Origin of the sequence: Trujillonella humicola, assembly GCF_046233715.1 — a bacterium.
Classification (GTDB): Bacteria; Actinomycetota; Actinomycetes; order Mycobacteriales; family Geodermatophilaceae; genus Trujillonella; species Trujillonella humicola.
In genome coordinates, this window is sequence record NZ_JBJNRJ010000063.1 from 1 (window position 1) to 12,533 (window position 12,533).

14 protein-coding genes are annotated in these 12,533 nt (G+C 71.7%); 11 read left to right on the forward strand and 3 right to left on the reverse strand.

What is annotated here, in order from left to right:
* The first annotated feature begins 68 nt into the window (after positions 1-68).
* On the forward strand, positions 69-272 hold the full coding sequence (locus ACK586_RS22035) for an ANTAR domain-containing protein (RefSeq protein WP_409332688.1): 204 nt from the start codon (positions 69-71) through the stop codon (positions 270-272).
* Between the two features lie 834 nt (positions 273-1,106).
* Here ACK586_RS22035 and ACK586_RS22040 read toward each other — a convergent pair.
* Positions 1,107-1,994, reverse strand: a complete 888-nt coding sequence (locus ACK586_RS22040) for a DUF5994 family protein (protein ID WP_409332658.1) — start codon at positions 1,992-1,994, stop codon at positions 1,107-1,109.
* Positions 1,995-2,503: 509 nt separating this feature from the next.
* On the opposite strand from ACK586_RS22040, the gene ACK586_RS22045 reads away from it, so the two are divergent.
* The 10 genes from ACK586_RS22045 (at position 2,504) to ACK586_RS22090 (ending at position 11,469) form a co-directional block, all read left to right on the forward strand.
* Positions 2,504-3,085 (forward strand): ATP-binding protein, encoded by a 582-nt coding sequence (locus ACK586_RS22045; protein WP_409332659.1) that lies wholly within the window; start codon positions 2,504-2,506, stop codon positions 3,083-3,085.
* 223 nt (positions 3,086-3,308) lie between these two features.
* Positions 3,309-3,839 (forward strand): GAF and ANTAR domain-containing protein, encoded by a 531-nt coding sequence (locus ACK586_RS22050; protein WP_409332660.1) that lies wholly within the window; start codon positions 3,309-3,311, stop codon positions 3,837-3,839.
* Between the two features lie 59 nt (positions 3,840-3,898).
* Positions 3,899-4,648: a GAF and ANTAR domain-containing protein gene (locus ACK586_RS22055; protein ID WP_409332661.1), complete on the forward strand. Its 750-nt coding sequence runs from the start codon at positions 3,899-3,901 to the stop codon at positions 4,646-4,648.
* 479 nt (positions 4,649-5,127) lie between these two features.
* On the forward strand, positions 5,128-5,883 hold the full coding sequence (locus ACK586_RS22060) for a DUF4389 domain-containing protein (RefSeq protein ID WP_409332662.1): 756 nt from the start codon (positions 5,128-5,130) through the stop codon (positions 5,881-5,883).
* 285 nt (positions 5,884-6,168) lie between these two features.
* Entirely contained in the window at positions 6,169-7,188 is a 1,020-nt protein-coding gene (locus tag ACK586_RS22065; protein ID WP_409332663.1) for an NAD(P)-dependent alcohol dehydrogenase, read from the forward strand.
* 184 nt (positions 7,189-7,372) lie between these two features.
* Positions 7,373-8,221, forward strand: a complete 849-nt coding sequence (locus tag ACK586_RS22070) for an SDR family oxidoreductase (RefSeq protein ID WP_409332664.1) — start codon at positions 7,373-7,375, stop codon at positions 8,219-8,221.
* A 64-nt stretch (positions 8,222-8,285) separates the two neighbouring features.
* Positions 8,286-9,185, forward strand: coding sequence for an ABC transporter ATP-binding protein (locus ACK586_RS22075; RefSeq protein WP_409332665.1), 900 nt, complete (start codon positions 8,286-8,288; stop codon positions 9,183-9,185).
* Positions 9,182-9,985: an ABC transporter permease gene (locus tag ACK586_RS22080; RefSeq protein ID WP_409332666.1), complete on the forward strand. Its 804-nt coding sequence runs from the start codon at positions 9,182-9,184 to the stop codon at positions 9,983-9,985. Before ACK586_RS22075 ends, ACK586_RS22080 begins: the two co-directional genes overlap by 4 nt.
* A 39-nt stretch (positions 9,986-10,024) precedes the next feature.
* Positions 10,025-10,570, forward strand: a complete 546-nt coding sequence (locus ACK586_RS22085; RefSeq protein ID WP_409332667.1) for a hypothetical protein — start codon at positions 10,025-10,027, stop codon at positions 10,568-10,570.
* A gap of 92 nt (positions 10,571-10,662) precedes the next feature.
* Complete coding sequence (locus ACK586_RS22090; RefSeq protein WP_409332668.1) at positions 10,663-11,469, forward strand: DUF4386 domain-containing protein; 807 nt, start codon at positions 10,663-10,665, stop codon at positions 11,467-11,469.
* A 252-nt stretch (positions 11,470-11,721) separates the two neighbouring features.
* Here ACK586_RS22090 and ACK586_RS22095 read toward each other — a convergent pair whose 3' ends face one another.
* The gene (locus ACK586_RS22095; protein ID WP_409332669.1) at positions 11,722-11,850 is read right to left on the reverse strand and encodes a hypothetical protein; all 129 of its coding nucleotides are present in this window, start codon (positions 11,848-11,850) and stop codon (positions 11,722-11,724) included.
* Between the two features lie 70 nt (positions 11,851-11,920).
* On the reverse strand, positions 11,921-12,352 hold the full coding sequence (locus ACK586_RS22100; RefSeq protein WP_409332670.1) for a hypothetical protein: 432 nt from the start codon (positions 12,350-12,352) through the stop codon (positions 11,921-11,923).
* Positions 12,353-12,533 lie beyond the last annotated feature (181 nt).

Consider the following 12,533-nt stretch of genomic DNA (forward strand, 5'->3'; position numbering starts at 1 on the left):
GCTGGAAGGCACGAAGCCAGTCAGGCGAAGGGTCACGCCCACTGCCGCCGGCTGTCAGCCCATCACCGATGAGTCGACCCGGCCAGCCTCACAGTCAGGCGAAGGGCATCCTCATGGAGCGGTACAAGATCACCGCAGACGATGCGTTCCGGCTGCTGGTGGCCACCTCCTCGCGAACCAACCGCAAGCTGGTCGCCATCGCCGACGAGCTGTGCGCCGCCGGTGCCATGCCCGCCCCGGCCCCCGGGCGGCGAGACGGCGGAGGTCGCTGAGCCCGGGCATGCTGTTCCCACGGCGCCGCGCCCGCCGGCAGGCGAGGCGCCCAGGCCCGGCAGTTCACCAGCGGGCTGTCGGGCCGCCCTACCCCGACGGCCGCCGGCCGACCGCCCGGCGTGTGCAGCGGGTCGGCCTTGCGCTGCCGCCCGATCCGGCCAGTGGCGGCCCGGCGGGCTTTCGGCGGCCCGGCGGAACGAGCCGTGGAACCACACCTCGAGGCCGGGGTGGCTGGTCGAGGACCCAGAGCACGTGCGCGGCCATGTCGGCCAGGCCCTGCGGGACGATGTGTCACCAGACCGCCCACCTGTTGCCGTACTGGGGGGCGACCGTCCACCACGAGGCGAGCCGGCGCCCGTGCTCGCCCTCCGGACGCCGCCGCCGAGTTGTCCCCTGCGTAGTCCCCATCCTTGTGCCGGGACTTGTTCCCATGTCCCACCCAGACCCGGCCGGTGCGTGTGCCGCGTACTTGTTGGCGTGGCTGGGCGGCGGGCGGGGCGGAGTTTCCCTGCCCGGCCAGCGTCTGACTCGGGGGCATCGGCGCCGCGTCGACAGGCACCGCGTCCGGGCGGGGGGGCGGGGTGGAGTTGGTGTCGGGTTGGAGAAGGGACATGGTCCGCTCCGCAATGGTGCTGTCAGCCGGTTCGGTGGGCACCACGGGGAGGACGTCACTCGTGCCGGACGCGATGGACGCTACGCGTTTCCGGACTCGGCGAAGGGACGTCGGGCACGGAGGTGGGAAAGGCAGTCGTGCGGGTCCTGGCCGGACCTGCCTCCTCCAGGCCCGGTCGTCCCCGCGGGCACGGTCGCGCGCCGACGGTCATGGGCCGGATTCAGCTGAGTGGGTGGCCGCCCTCGGAGTCCCACACTGCCGCCTCGGCGTCCCACGCCGCCTCCGCCCCCCTCTCCGTCGGGACAGCGTGCCCGGCGGCCAGGCGGTCGACGGCCGGCTGCGCGGGTGGGACCGGCGCCGCAGCCGGGTGCAGTGCCGCGAGCACCGCGCTGGGTGTGCGCCGGTTGGCGCGGCCGGACGCGGCGGTGAAGGCTTGCCGGGCGGCTCCCGCCGCCGTGTCCGGTGGAACGACGAGCAGGTCGAGCCGGCCGCGGGCGGTGTCGCCGGTCAGAGCGAGCAGCTGCGGGTCGATGCTGCGGAACCACCCCAGCCGGATGGTCCGGCCGTCGGCTGCCAGTCGCCGTGGCGCGGCCTCCCAGGCGTCGGGGTTGTAGGCCGCCCGGGTCACCCGGATCCCCCGGCGGTGCAACTCCTGGACCAGGCCCGGCAGTTCGTCGCTCAGGCTGCGGGTCCGGGGCCACCATGCCCCGTCCAACGTCGTCCGCTTCCCCGGAGGGTCGATGAGTGTGAGTCGGACCGGGTCCCGATCGCCAGGGCGCCGCTGCGGTGTACCGGCAGTCGTCGGCGTCGGGCGGTCGGCGTCCACCGCCGGGTGCGCGGGAACGCGGTTGCGCCGGATGGTGGTCATGACCGGTCGGCTGGGAGCGGGTGGCTCGTCTGTATCGTGCTGGGTCCCATCGGGGACCGCCGATCTCCCTCCGCCAGCGGAGGGGCTGGGCGCCGAACTGGCGTCAGCGCTGACCCTACGCGCATCCCGCCGTTGTCCGACCCGAGCTCGAGCCGCGTGCGCCCGCGTCGACCGCTGCTCACCGGCCGCTGCAGCCGGTGAGCAACCGGCCACCTCGTCGTGCGGCGGCACACGGGCCATGCCGTTCCCACCGGCGTCCCTGGGGGCGGCGGCGCAATGCCGGATAGCGCGGAACCGCAGAGGCTTCGGTGTGCTCCGCGTGGGCGCTGTTGTTCGCGGGCAGGGCTACGCTGAGGTCGACGCAGCGGCTGCGCTGCTCATCTGGTGGCCCCGGACCCGGCGACCTCACCGTTCTGGGGAGCTGTGCCCGTGCATCAGATGCTGGCAGCCGAAGCGGACCAGATGACGGAGGCAGGCGTTGTCCCAGGCCGACTCGACACGGCCGGATCAGGCACGCAGGTGCTGGGGAACAGCCAACCCGCCGCGTGCGCGTCCGGAGCGACGAGCCGCTGCCCCGGGCCGGCGGCCCGTGACATCCCAGGAGCCGGCTCCCGGTCGACCGGGTCGTCCGCGGCGGGTCTGCCTGCTGGTCGCCGTCGGCGGCGCGCTACGGAGATGGTGCTCGTCGTCCGCCGCGCCGAGCGCGGCGGTGAGCCCCTCGACGGCGCACGCGACGTGCGGAGCCGATAGTGATCAGCCCGCATCGCCATCCAAGCCCAGCCGACGATGAGAGTGACGAGGTGGCGCGCTGGCCAGACACCTCCCCCGCTGGTAGTCGGCCATCGAGCGATACCTCGCACAACGGCGGGCCCGCTGGTCCCCGTCAGCACTGGCATCTGCCCGCGACCGGGCGCTCGGTCACCGTTCTGCGCCGCGCACTGGACGCCTTTCTCCGCGAGGCCCAACTGTCCGACGACGAGCGCGACGACCTTCTCCTGGCCGCCTGCGAGGCCGCCAGCAACGCGATCGAGCATCCCCGGAATCCCACCGAACCGTTCTTCGAGGTCCTGGCCGAGCTCGGCGACGGCCGGGTGACGATCGTGGTGTGCGACCACGGCCAGTGGCGGGACGCCCCCGCCGGCACCCACCGGGGGCGGGGCCTGCGGATGATGTGGCTGCTGGCCGACACCACGGTGGCCGCCGGACGACTCGGCACGACGGTGACCATCCGCAGCAGTCCTCGGCATGGTCGGCACCCGGCTACCCCGGACGGCGAGCGCGGAACCGGTGGCGAAGGCGTCCATCCGTCCGCCGCCGTGGGCGGTGGATGACCGGCCCGCGCCTGTGACCGGACTGGGGATGTCAGCATGCCGTCGACAGCGGTGAGGGAGATCCTCTCCGCCGTGTGGGCCGGCTCGCGCGACGGGGCGGACCTGCCCGACGGCCTGGTCCGGCTGTGTGCCCAGACCCTGCCGGTGAGCGGTGTGGGACTGGCGCTGATGACCGACGAGGGACCGGCCGGCACGGTGGCCGCCAGCGACGGCGGGGCTGCAGTTGGAGGAGCTGCAGTTCACCCTGGGCCAGGGACCGTGCGTGGACGCCTCGCGCACCGGCCGCCCGGTCCTGGCACCGCACCTGGCCGACACCTCGTCGCGGCGCTGGCCGCAGTTCGCCGCCGGCGCTGACGCCGCGGGGCTCCGAGCGGTCTTCGCCTTTCCGCTGCAGGTCGGCGGCATCCGACTCGGCGTGTTCGACCTCTACCGGGACGCCGCCGGGGAGCTGTCCGGCGAGGAACTCGCGGACGCGCTGACGTTCGCCGACGCCGCCACCCAGCTGTTGCTGGATCTGCAGGTCCAGGACACCGCCCGGGGGTTCCCGCCCCCGCACGCCCTGGCCGTCCTGGACGACCGGGCCGAGGTGCACCAGGCCACGGGGGTGGTCTCCGTCCGCGCCGGGGTGAGCCTGGCTCAGGCCCTGGCGCGGCTGCGCGCCCGCGCCTACGCCGAGGAACGCCCGATCGGCGACCTGGCCCGCGACGTCCTCGACGGCCTGGTCCAGCTCGGGCAGGACGACGACCATGACTGACCCACACCGCAACGCGGCACGGCATCACACCAGCCGGCCGCCGAGTGGAGGAGCGCATCATGCGTGAACGGCGCCTGGCCGAGGTCTTCGTCGAACTGGCCGACACCCTGGTCGAAGAGTTCGACGTGGTGGACCTGTTGCAGATCCTCACCGAGCGCTGCGTGGAGCTGGTCGACACCGACGCCGCCGGGCTGATGCTCGACGACCAACGCGGCAACCTGCGGCTGATCGCGCACACCCACGAGTCCGCGCGCCTGCTGGAGCTCTTCGAGCTGCAGCAGCAGGAGGGACCGTGCCTGGACTGCTTCGCCACCGGCCGGGTTATCGCCAACATCGACCTGGCCACCGCCGTCGACCGGTGGCCGATCTTCACCCGAGCCGCCCGCGACATCGGGTTCGGCACCACGCACGCGGTGCCCCTGCGGCTGCGGCGGCAGGTGATCGGCGTCCTGAACCTGTTCAGCGCCGGACGGCGACCGCTCAGCGACGAGCAGCTCGCCGTCGCCCAGGGACTGGCCGACATCGCCACGATCGGCCTGCTCCACGAGCGCGCCGTCCGCGACCAGGTCACGATCTCCGAGCAGCTGCAGGCCGCCCTGCACAGCCGGGTCCTGATCGAGCAGGCCAAAGGGGTCCTGTCGGCCCAGACCGGGACGAGTGTGGAGGCGGCCTTCGCCCTTATGCGCACCCACGCCCGGCGCACCGGACAGCCGCTGACCGCCCTCGCCGGCGCAGTCGTCGCGGGGCGCGTCGCCGGGGGCGCCCTGCAGCAGGCGGCGGCATCCTTCGACGACGACCGCGCCACCTGATCGCCAGGCAGACCGGGCGCCCGCGTCCATCGAGGTCGACCCGGCCCGGCACACCTCCTCCCCCGGGGCGTCGGCTGGCTACTCCCGTACGCGCCTGCGCGCACCGTTCCGTGGGTGGCAGCGGAGAGCGAGCAGGGCCATGTCGCCGTCGGCCCGGCCGGTGAGGATGCGGTCGAGCATGGTCGCACAGTTGGTCGACCGGCAGGTCGGCCAGCTGGCCGAGGACGTGCGGCAGCGCCGAACCTCGCAGTTCCGAAGAACCCCCGCCGACGTTTCGGTCTCATCGGGGTCGGTGAACTGACGGTGCCGTCCAGGCAGGGGATGCAGGGCCGCGGCTGCGCTCCTTGACACCCGTTCCGGCCGCGAGGATGGTCCCCAGCGCCACCTCACGTCGTGAGGTGCGCATGCAGCGGGGGGCGCTCCACCGGCACTCCGGCGTTCGCCGGGATTGGCACGAGCCGATGGGCGGAGAGGTCGTCATGACCGAGTACCGCCCGTCCTATCCCGTGCGCGTGGACGGGGCAGCCGAGCCCGAAGCCGTCTCCCGCGGGCTGTGGCTGGTCAAGTGGCTGCTGCTGGTGCCGCACCTGGTCGTGCTGCTGTTCCTGTGGCTGGCGTTCTACGCGGTCGGCATCATTGCGTTCTTCGCGATCCTGATCACCGGCCGCTACCCGCGAGCGCTGTTCGACTTCAACGTCGGCGTGCTGCGCTGGTCGTGGCGGGTGCACTACTACGGCTACGGGGCGCTGGCCACCGACCGCTACCCGCCCTTCACCCTCGCCGAGGTCGCGGACTACCCGGCACACCTGGACGTCGCCTATCCCGAGCGGCTGTCCCGCGGACTGGTCCTGATCAAGTGGTGGCTGCTGGCCATCCCGCAGTACGTGATCGTCGGCATCTTCGTCGGCGGCGGCCTGTGGTTCAGCGCGCACGGACAGCACAGCAGCGACGCGTGGGCGGCCGGCGGACTGGTCGGGCTGCTCGTGCTCATCGCCGGCATCGTCGTCCTGTTCACCGGCCGCTACCCCCGCTCGCTGTACGACTTCATCATCGGCATGGACCGCTGGGCGCTGCGGGTGGCCGCCTACGCCGCGCTGATGACCGACCGGTATCCGCCGTTCCGGCTCGACCAGGGCGGCACCGACCCCGGCTCCACCCCGGCCGTCCCGACGGCCCCGCCGCCCTCCGGGGTGCCCGGCGGTCCCACCCCGGTGGCCCCCGCGCCAGTCAGGTAGCCGGCCTTCCATCGGGCGCCAACCTGGTCGGCCGGCGAGGGACGGCCCTTTCACCCCGCTAGACCAGGCGGGTCACCCACTGATCCGGCCCTTCTTCCGGACCCACAACCGATCTGTCGGCTCCCCGAGCATCTGGCTTCGACCACAGCGGCAGAGCGACTTCGTCCTCCAACGCCCCACCTGCCGAACGACCCACGGTCAAAACGAAAGAAGACGGTCCCGATGGCGACCACGCGCTCCAACCCCCTCACAGACCCGCCCGCCACGGCCAGAGGCCGTCTCGACATGACGGCGGTCGTACAGGACCGCTACGGCCCCGCCCCCGAGGAACTCCTCCGCGTCGCACAGATTGACCGGCCCACCATCACCGACGACGACGTCCTCGTCCGGGTCCACGCCGCCAGCGTCGACCGTGGCACCTGGCACATCATGGCCGGGCTGCCCTACCCCATCCGGCTGGCCGGCTTCGGCCTCCGCCGTCCCAAGTACGCAAACCCAGGACGGAGTCTGGCTGGAACGGTCGAGGCGGTCGGGGCCGCCGTGACCGGCTTCGCGGTGGGCGAGGCGGTGTTCGGCGTCGGCGACGCCACCTTCGCCGACTACGCCCTCGCCCGACCGGACAAGCTGGCCGCCAAGCCGGCGAACCTCACCTTCGAGCAGGCGGCCGCCGTGCCCGTCTCCGGACTGACCGCGCTGCAGGCCGTCCGCGACCACGGGCGCATCCAGGCCGGCGACCAGGTGCTCGTCATCGGCGCCTCCGGTGGAGTGGGCAGCTTCGCCGTGCAGATCGCGAAGGCGTTCGGGGCTGAGGTCACCGGGGTGTGCAGCACGGCGAAGGTCGACTCGGTCCGGGCGTTGGGCGCCGACCACGTCATCGACTACACCCGGGAGGACGCCACCGACGGCAGGCACCGCTACGACGTCGTCCTCGACACCGGCGGCAACGGCCGGCTGTCCCGGCTGCGCCGCGCGCTCACCCCGACCGGACGGCTGGTCATCGTCGGCGGCGAGACCGACGGACGGTGGCTGGGTGGAAGCGACCGCCAGATCCGGGCCACGCTACTTTCGGTGTTCATCGGCCAGAAGCTCGGCACCTTCGTCGCGTCGGAGAAGGCCGCTGACCTCTGCGCCCTGCGCGAGCTCATCGAGGCCGGCGCGGTCACCCCCGCCGTCGACCGGACCTACCCGCTGACCGGCGTCGCCGCGGCGATTCGTCACCTGCTCGACGGGCGGGCTCGCGGCAAGCTCGTCGTCTCCATCGCTCCCACCCCGACCCCCAGTCCGGACGCTGGGAGCGCGGCATGACCGAGAACCGAGCGCCCTTCCCCGTCCGGGTCGACGCGGCGCGGGACCACCGGCAACTGCCGGCCCCGTGGGATGAGCCGTGCGCCGCGCTCGGAATGCCGCCGGCCGGGGGCGGCGCGGTGACCGCTGCGGGCATCCTCGGAACGGCACGCACATGATGCAGGCTCACCACGAGTCAAGGCCGATGATCGGGAAGACGGTGCTGGTCACCGGCGGCACCGGAGGCATCGGCAAGGCGACGGCCCTCGGCCTCGCCGTCCTCGGCGCGCACGTCGCAGTCACCGGCCGCGACCCCCCGCGGACAGAGGACGCGGTCCGCGAGATCCGTGCCGCCGGCGGCGGACCGGTGGATGCGTTCATCGCCGACCTGTCCGCCCAGTCCGAGGTGCGGCGCGTGGCCGGCGAGGTGCTGGGGCACCTGCCCCGCATCGACGTGCTGGTCAACAACGTCGTGGGCTACTGGAACACCCGACACCTCACCGCGGACGGGCTCGAACGCACCTTCGCCCTCAACCATCTCGCGCCGTTCCTGCTCACCAACCTGCTCCTCGACCGACTCAAGGACAGCGCCCCCGCCCGCGTCGTCATCGTCGCCTCCAACGCCCACAAGCTGGGCCGCATCGACTTCGACGACCTGCAGGGCCAACGCAGCTACTCCGGCGCTCGGGCCTACAACCAGTCCAAGCTCGCCAACATCCTGTTCAGCTACGAACTGGCCAGGCGGCTGGAGGGCTGCGCCGTCACCACCAACGCCCTGCACCCGGGGATGGTGCGCACCGGCTTCGGCGCCGAAGACCCCGCAGGCACCCAACGAGTCTTCGTCCCGCTGCTGCGGCCGTTCATGAAGTCGGCAGCCAGAGGCGCGGCCACCTCCATTCACCTGGCCTCGGCCCCTGAACTGGCGGAGGTCAGCGGCCGGTACTTCGTCAGCAGCACAGCCACGAGGTCCTCCCCGCGCAGCTACGACCAGGCCGTGGCTGCGCGGCTCTGGCAGGTCAGCGCCGAACCGGTCGGGCTCACCGCGACCGGCTGAACCACCCATCGGCACAAAGCCGGCCCCCACACCGCCCATCAGCCCGAAGTCAGCGAGTTGGCACATGATCACCGTCGAAAAGCTCACCAAGCAGTACGGCACCACGCTCGCCGTCGACGACGTCAGCTTCACCGCCCTCCCGGGTCGGGTCACCGGTTTTCTGGGACCGAACGGGGCCGGAAAGTCGACCACCCTGCGGATCATGGTCGGGCTCACCCGGCCCGACGCCGGCAGCGCCACCATCGCCGGGCGCCGCTACGTGGACCTGCCCAACCCGGGACGCGAGGTCGGCGTCCTGCTGGACGCCTCGGCCCAGCACGCCGGCCGCACCGGCCGGGAGATCCTCACCCTGGCCCAGCAGTTCATGGGACTGCCGCGGGCCCGCGTCGAGGAGATGCTGGAGATCGTCAGTCTCACCCCGACCGAGGCGTCGCGTCGGGTGGGCGAGTACTCACTCGGGATGCGTCAACGGCTCGGGATCGCGACCGCCCTGATCGGCAACCCCGAGGTGCTGATCCTCGACGAGCCCGCCAACGGACTGGACCCGGCCGGGATCCGGTGGATGCGTGACCTGCTCCGCGGCTACGCCGACCGCGGCGGCACGGTGCTGCTGTCCTCGCACCTGCTCCACGAGATCGAGGTCATCGCCGACGACATCGTGATGATCGGTCTCGGCCGCATCGTCTCGATGGGCGCCAAGACCGACCTCCTCCACCAGGCCGGCACCGTCGTCGGTGCCGCCGACATCCTGGCCCTCGAGCTTGCCCTCACCCAGTGCGGGCTGACCGCCACGACCTCCGACGGCGGGACGCTGCACACCGACGCGGCCGCCGCCCTGGTCGGGCAGGTCGCCTTCGACGCCGGCATCCCGCTCACCGAGCTCCGGGCCGCCTCCAGCGCCGGGCTCGAAGACACGTTCCTCCAGCTCACCGCCGGCACCCAACGAGAAGGAGCACCGGGATGACCGCCGTCGCAGCAGCTCAGGTCCGCCTCCCTCGCGCGACCGTCGAGCCGATACCCCTGACCCGGATCATCGCAGTCGAGCTCCGCAAGATGTTCGACACCCGCTCCGGGTTCTGGCTGATCGCCAGCATCGCGATCACCTCGCTGCTCGCCGCGGGCGGTGTCATCCTGTGGGCCCCGGACGGCAACCTCACCTACTCGACCTTCGCGACTGCCATCCGGTTCCCGGTCGTCATCATTCTGCCGCTGATCGCGATCCTGGCGGTCACCAGCGAGTGGAGCCAACGCACCGGACTCACCACGTTCACCCTGGTCCCACACCGCGGCCGCATCATCACTGCCAAAGCCATCTCGTCGGTCGGCATCGCCATCGCCGCGATGGTGCTGGCATTCGCGGTCGGCGCGCTGGGGAACCTGCTGGGCGCCGCCATCAGAGGTACGGCCCTGGTCTGGGACGTGAATGTGACCCAGTGCCTGTACTACGTCCTGGGAATGGTGCTGAGCCTGCTCATCGGCTTCATGCTCGGGGTGCTCTTCCGGGCCTCGATCGGGGCGCTTGTGGCCTACTTCGTGCTGACGTTCCTCATCCCCACCGTGTTCGGGCTGCTGGCCACCTCACAGCAGTGGTTTCACACTCTGCAGCCCTGGGTCGACATCCAGTTCGCCCAAGCCGGACTGTTCCTCTTCGCCCACGCCCTGACCGCCCAGGAATGGGCCCACATCGCCGTCACCGGCGTCACGTGGCTGCTCAGCCCCCTGCTGATCGGCCTCCGTCTGGTCATGAGGTCCGAAGTGAAGTAGGTGCAGCCAGGGCGACGGCGTCCCATCCTCCACGTCCGGATGACTCCCGACCTGACCTACTGCACGGCGGCCGCCAGGAGCGGCACGGGCCGCGTGCACACCGCGCACCACCACTCCGAAAGGTCACCCATGACCGCCACCGCGCACACCCCGGCTGCGTCCGACCGTTCCCCGCGCGTCGACGCAGAAGAACTGCCGCTCTGGCGGCTGCACGCGATGAGAGTCGGCTACGCCCTCATGGGCATCGGCCTCGCCCTTGTGAAATGGCCGCTGGTCATCAACTACGACCAGTCCCTGCCGCTCTTCGAAGGAGTGGTCGCCGTGATGCTCACGGCGATGTCCCTGCTGGCGTTCCTCGGACTGCGGTACCCGGTGCGGATGCTGCCCATCCTGCTGTTCGAGTCGCTGTGGAAGGTGCTCTGGCTGTCGGTGGTGGCGCTGCCGGCGGCGCTCGCCGGCGAGGTGACCCCGGCCATGAGCCAGATCATCTTCAACTGCTCGTTCGACATCGTCATTCTCGCCGTCACCCCCTGGGGGTACGTCTGGCGCCACTACGTCGTCGCGAAGGGCGACCGGTGGCGATGAGCCGCCACACCGCGCCGCCCGCGCTGCTCCTGACTTGCCCGCAGCGGCGACCGCCGCTGCGGGCCCTCGCACCGATGCCCAGGAAGCCGACCATGACCGCCACCGTGCACACCCCGGCCGCCGCACCAGCCGCGACTAGCCCGATGAGAAGTAGAGCCCGCCTCGCCGGCGTGCTCTACCTGCTCACCTTCGTCTCGATCCCCACCCTCGGGCTGTACAACCCCATCCGGGATCACGCCGATTTCATCCTGGGAGCCGGAAGCCAGACCGGCGTGCTCTGGGGCGCCTTCACCGAGGTGATCGTCGGCGTTGCCGGCATCAGCACCGCCCTCGTGCTGTTCCCCGTGCTCAAGCGGCAGAACGAGTCTGCCGCCCTCGGGCTGGTCGCCGCCCGACTCGTGGAGACCACGCTCATCTTCGTCAGCGTCACGAGCCTGCTCACGATCATCACCCTGCGCACCGACGTTGCCGGAACCGCCGGCGCGGACAACGCCTCGCTGACCACGACCGGCCACACCCTGCTCGCGGCCTACGACCGGACGTTCCTGCTCTCGCAGAGCCTCATGCCCGTCTTCTGCGACCTTCTCCTGGGCTACCTGCTCTTCAGGTCCCGCCTGGTCCCGCGCATCCTCCCGATCGTCGCGTTCGTCGGCGCCCCGCTGCTGCTCGCCTCCGACATCGCGATCTTCTTCGGGGTCTACGACCGGGTGGCGCTCCTCGCCGGGCTCGCCGTCATCCCGGTCGCCGTCTTCGAGCTCTCCGTCGGGATCTGGCTGCTCGTCAAGGGCTTCAACCCGGCCTCGCCTGTGTTCGCGCAGCCGAACACCGAGGCCGCGATTCCTGCCCCGAGAGCCGGTGACCCCCAACCTGTCGAGCGGGGCTCGGAACTCGTCCGATAGCGGGCCGACGGTTCGCATCGGGGAGATCTCGCCGCGGTGCTGCACGCGATCGGCGGAGACCTCGACGACGCGACGATGGTCTGCATCGACTGGTACGGCGGGGCGCCCCCGCGACCGAACACCGAGCAGGGAGCCGACCCCGACCGCGCCTTGACGAGCACTGACCGGCCGCGCGCAGATCACCCCGCGGCCGGCTCTCGTAGCGGTCCGCCGAGGATGGCCGCTGGGCGGCGTCTGACCACGGGGGTGGCCTCAGCGAGACCGCTCTACTGTTCCTCTTGACACGTGCTGGTCGAACAGCATGCCCAGCAGCAGCGCGAGCGGGTCGCGGCTCAGCAGGTCGTCGGCGGCGTCGTCCTGGGCGATGCGGAGGGTCGGCACACGCAGATGGTGCCGGAGTCAGCGTCGGACGCAACCGAGCGGCTCGCTCCCCACCCGCGACGACCGCACCTCAGATGGCCTGGACCAGGAAGTACGCCTGGGCCCCTTCACAGCCTTCCGGGAGGCGGGCGACACCACCAGCAGACTCGGTGAACCCTCCCGTGAGCACGACATCCTCATCAACGGTGACAACGTGACCGAGTCCCTCCACGGAGGAGTCGCCCTCGCGCCAGGTGAAGTCCGTGGGGAACACAGGTACGGTCTGCCGGCCGTCGGCACCTTCGACGACGAGGCATCCGTCGACCAGGCGGAGTGTCCCGGCCAGCAGCGCTTGCTCACCGGTTCCCCAGTCCCCCGTCCGTTCGTAGGCGGCTGCCGGTGACCCCTCATCAGGTGGCGACGTCACCTCATCGGCCGCCGGGGGCGCGGACGAGCACGCGGAGAGTGTGCCGGCGGCGGCAACAGCCACAAGGAAACCCGCCGGGACCTTCGTCAGCTGCATGCGCCGAGGCTGGCGACGCGCCCCTTCGCCCGCAAGGCTTCCCTCGGGATCCTGCCGGAGACGCCCACACGCAGAGGGTGCCGTGGTCAGCGTCGGACGCCATCACCCGCCAGCAGGGCTCAGCCTGCGCGACCGGCGCGGCCGCACGTCCGCCGGACGGCGATCCGACCGACGCCCTCGA

What these genes read in the sequence shown, in the direction of transcription:
- ACK586_RS22035 (WP_409332688.1), top strand. Translation starts at nt 69, where the DNA reads ATGAGTCGACCCGGCCAGCCTCACAGTCAGGCGAAGGGCATCCTCATG.
- ACK586_RS22040 (WP_409332658.1), bottom strand. Translation starts at nt 1,994, where the DNA reads ATGGCCCGTGTGCCGCCGCACGACGAGGTGGCCGGTTGCTCACCGGCT.
- ACK586_RS22055 (WP_409332661.1), top strand. Translation starts at nt 3,899, where the DNA reads ATGCGTGAACGGCGCCTGGCCGAGGTCTTCGTCGAACTGGCCGACACC.
- ACK586_RS22060 (WP_409332662.1), top strand. Translation starts at nt 5,128, where the DNA reads ATGACCGAGTACCGCCCGTCCTATCCCGTGCGCGTGGACGGGGCAGCC.
- ACK586_RS22065 (WP_409332663.1), top strand. Translation starts at nt 6,169, where the DNA reads ATGACGGCGGTCGTACAGGACCGCTACGGCCCCGCCCCCGAGGAACTC.
- ACK586_RS22070 (WP_409332664.1), top strand. Translation starts at nt 7,373, where the DNA reads ATGATCGGGAAGACGGTGCTGGTCACCGGCGGCACCGGAGGCATCGGC.
- ACK586_RS22075 (WP_409332665.1), top strand. Translation starts at nt 8,286, where the DNA reads ATGATCACCGTCGAAAAGCTCACCAAGCAGTACGGCACCACGCTCGCC.
- ACK586_RS22080 (WP_409332666.1), top strand. Translation starts at nt 9,182, where the DNA reads ATGACCGCCGTCGCAGCAGCTCAGGTCCGCCTCCCTCGCGCGACCGTC.
- ACK586_RS22085 (WP_409332667.1), top strand. Translation starts at nt 10,025, where the DNA reads ATGACTCCCGACCTGACCTACTGCACGGCGGCCGCCAGGAGCGGCACG.
- ACK586_RS22090 (WP_409332668.1), top strand. Translation starts at nt 10,663, where the DNA reads ATGACCGCCACCGTGCACACCCCGGCCGCCGCACCAGCCGCGACTAGC.
- ACK586_RS22100 (WP_409332670.1), bottom strand. Translation starts at nt 12,352, where the DNA reads ATGCAGCTGACGAAGGTCCCGGCGGGTTTCCTTGTGGCTGTTGCCGCC.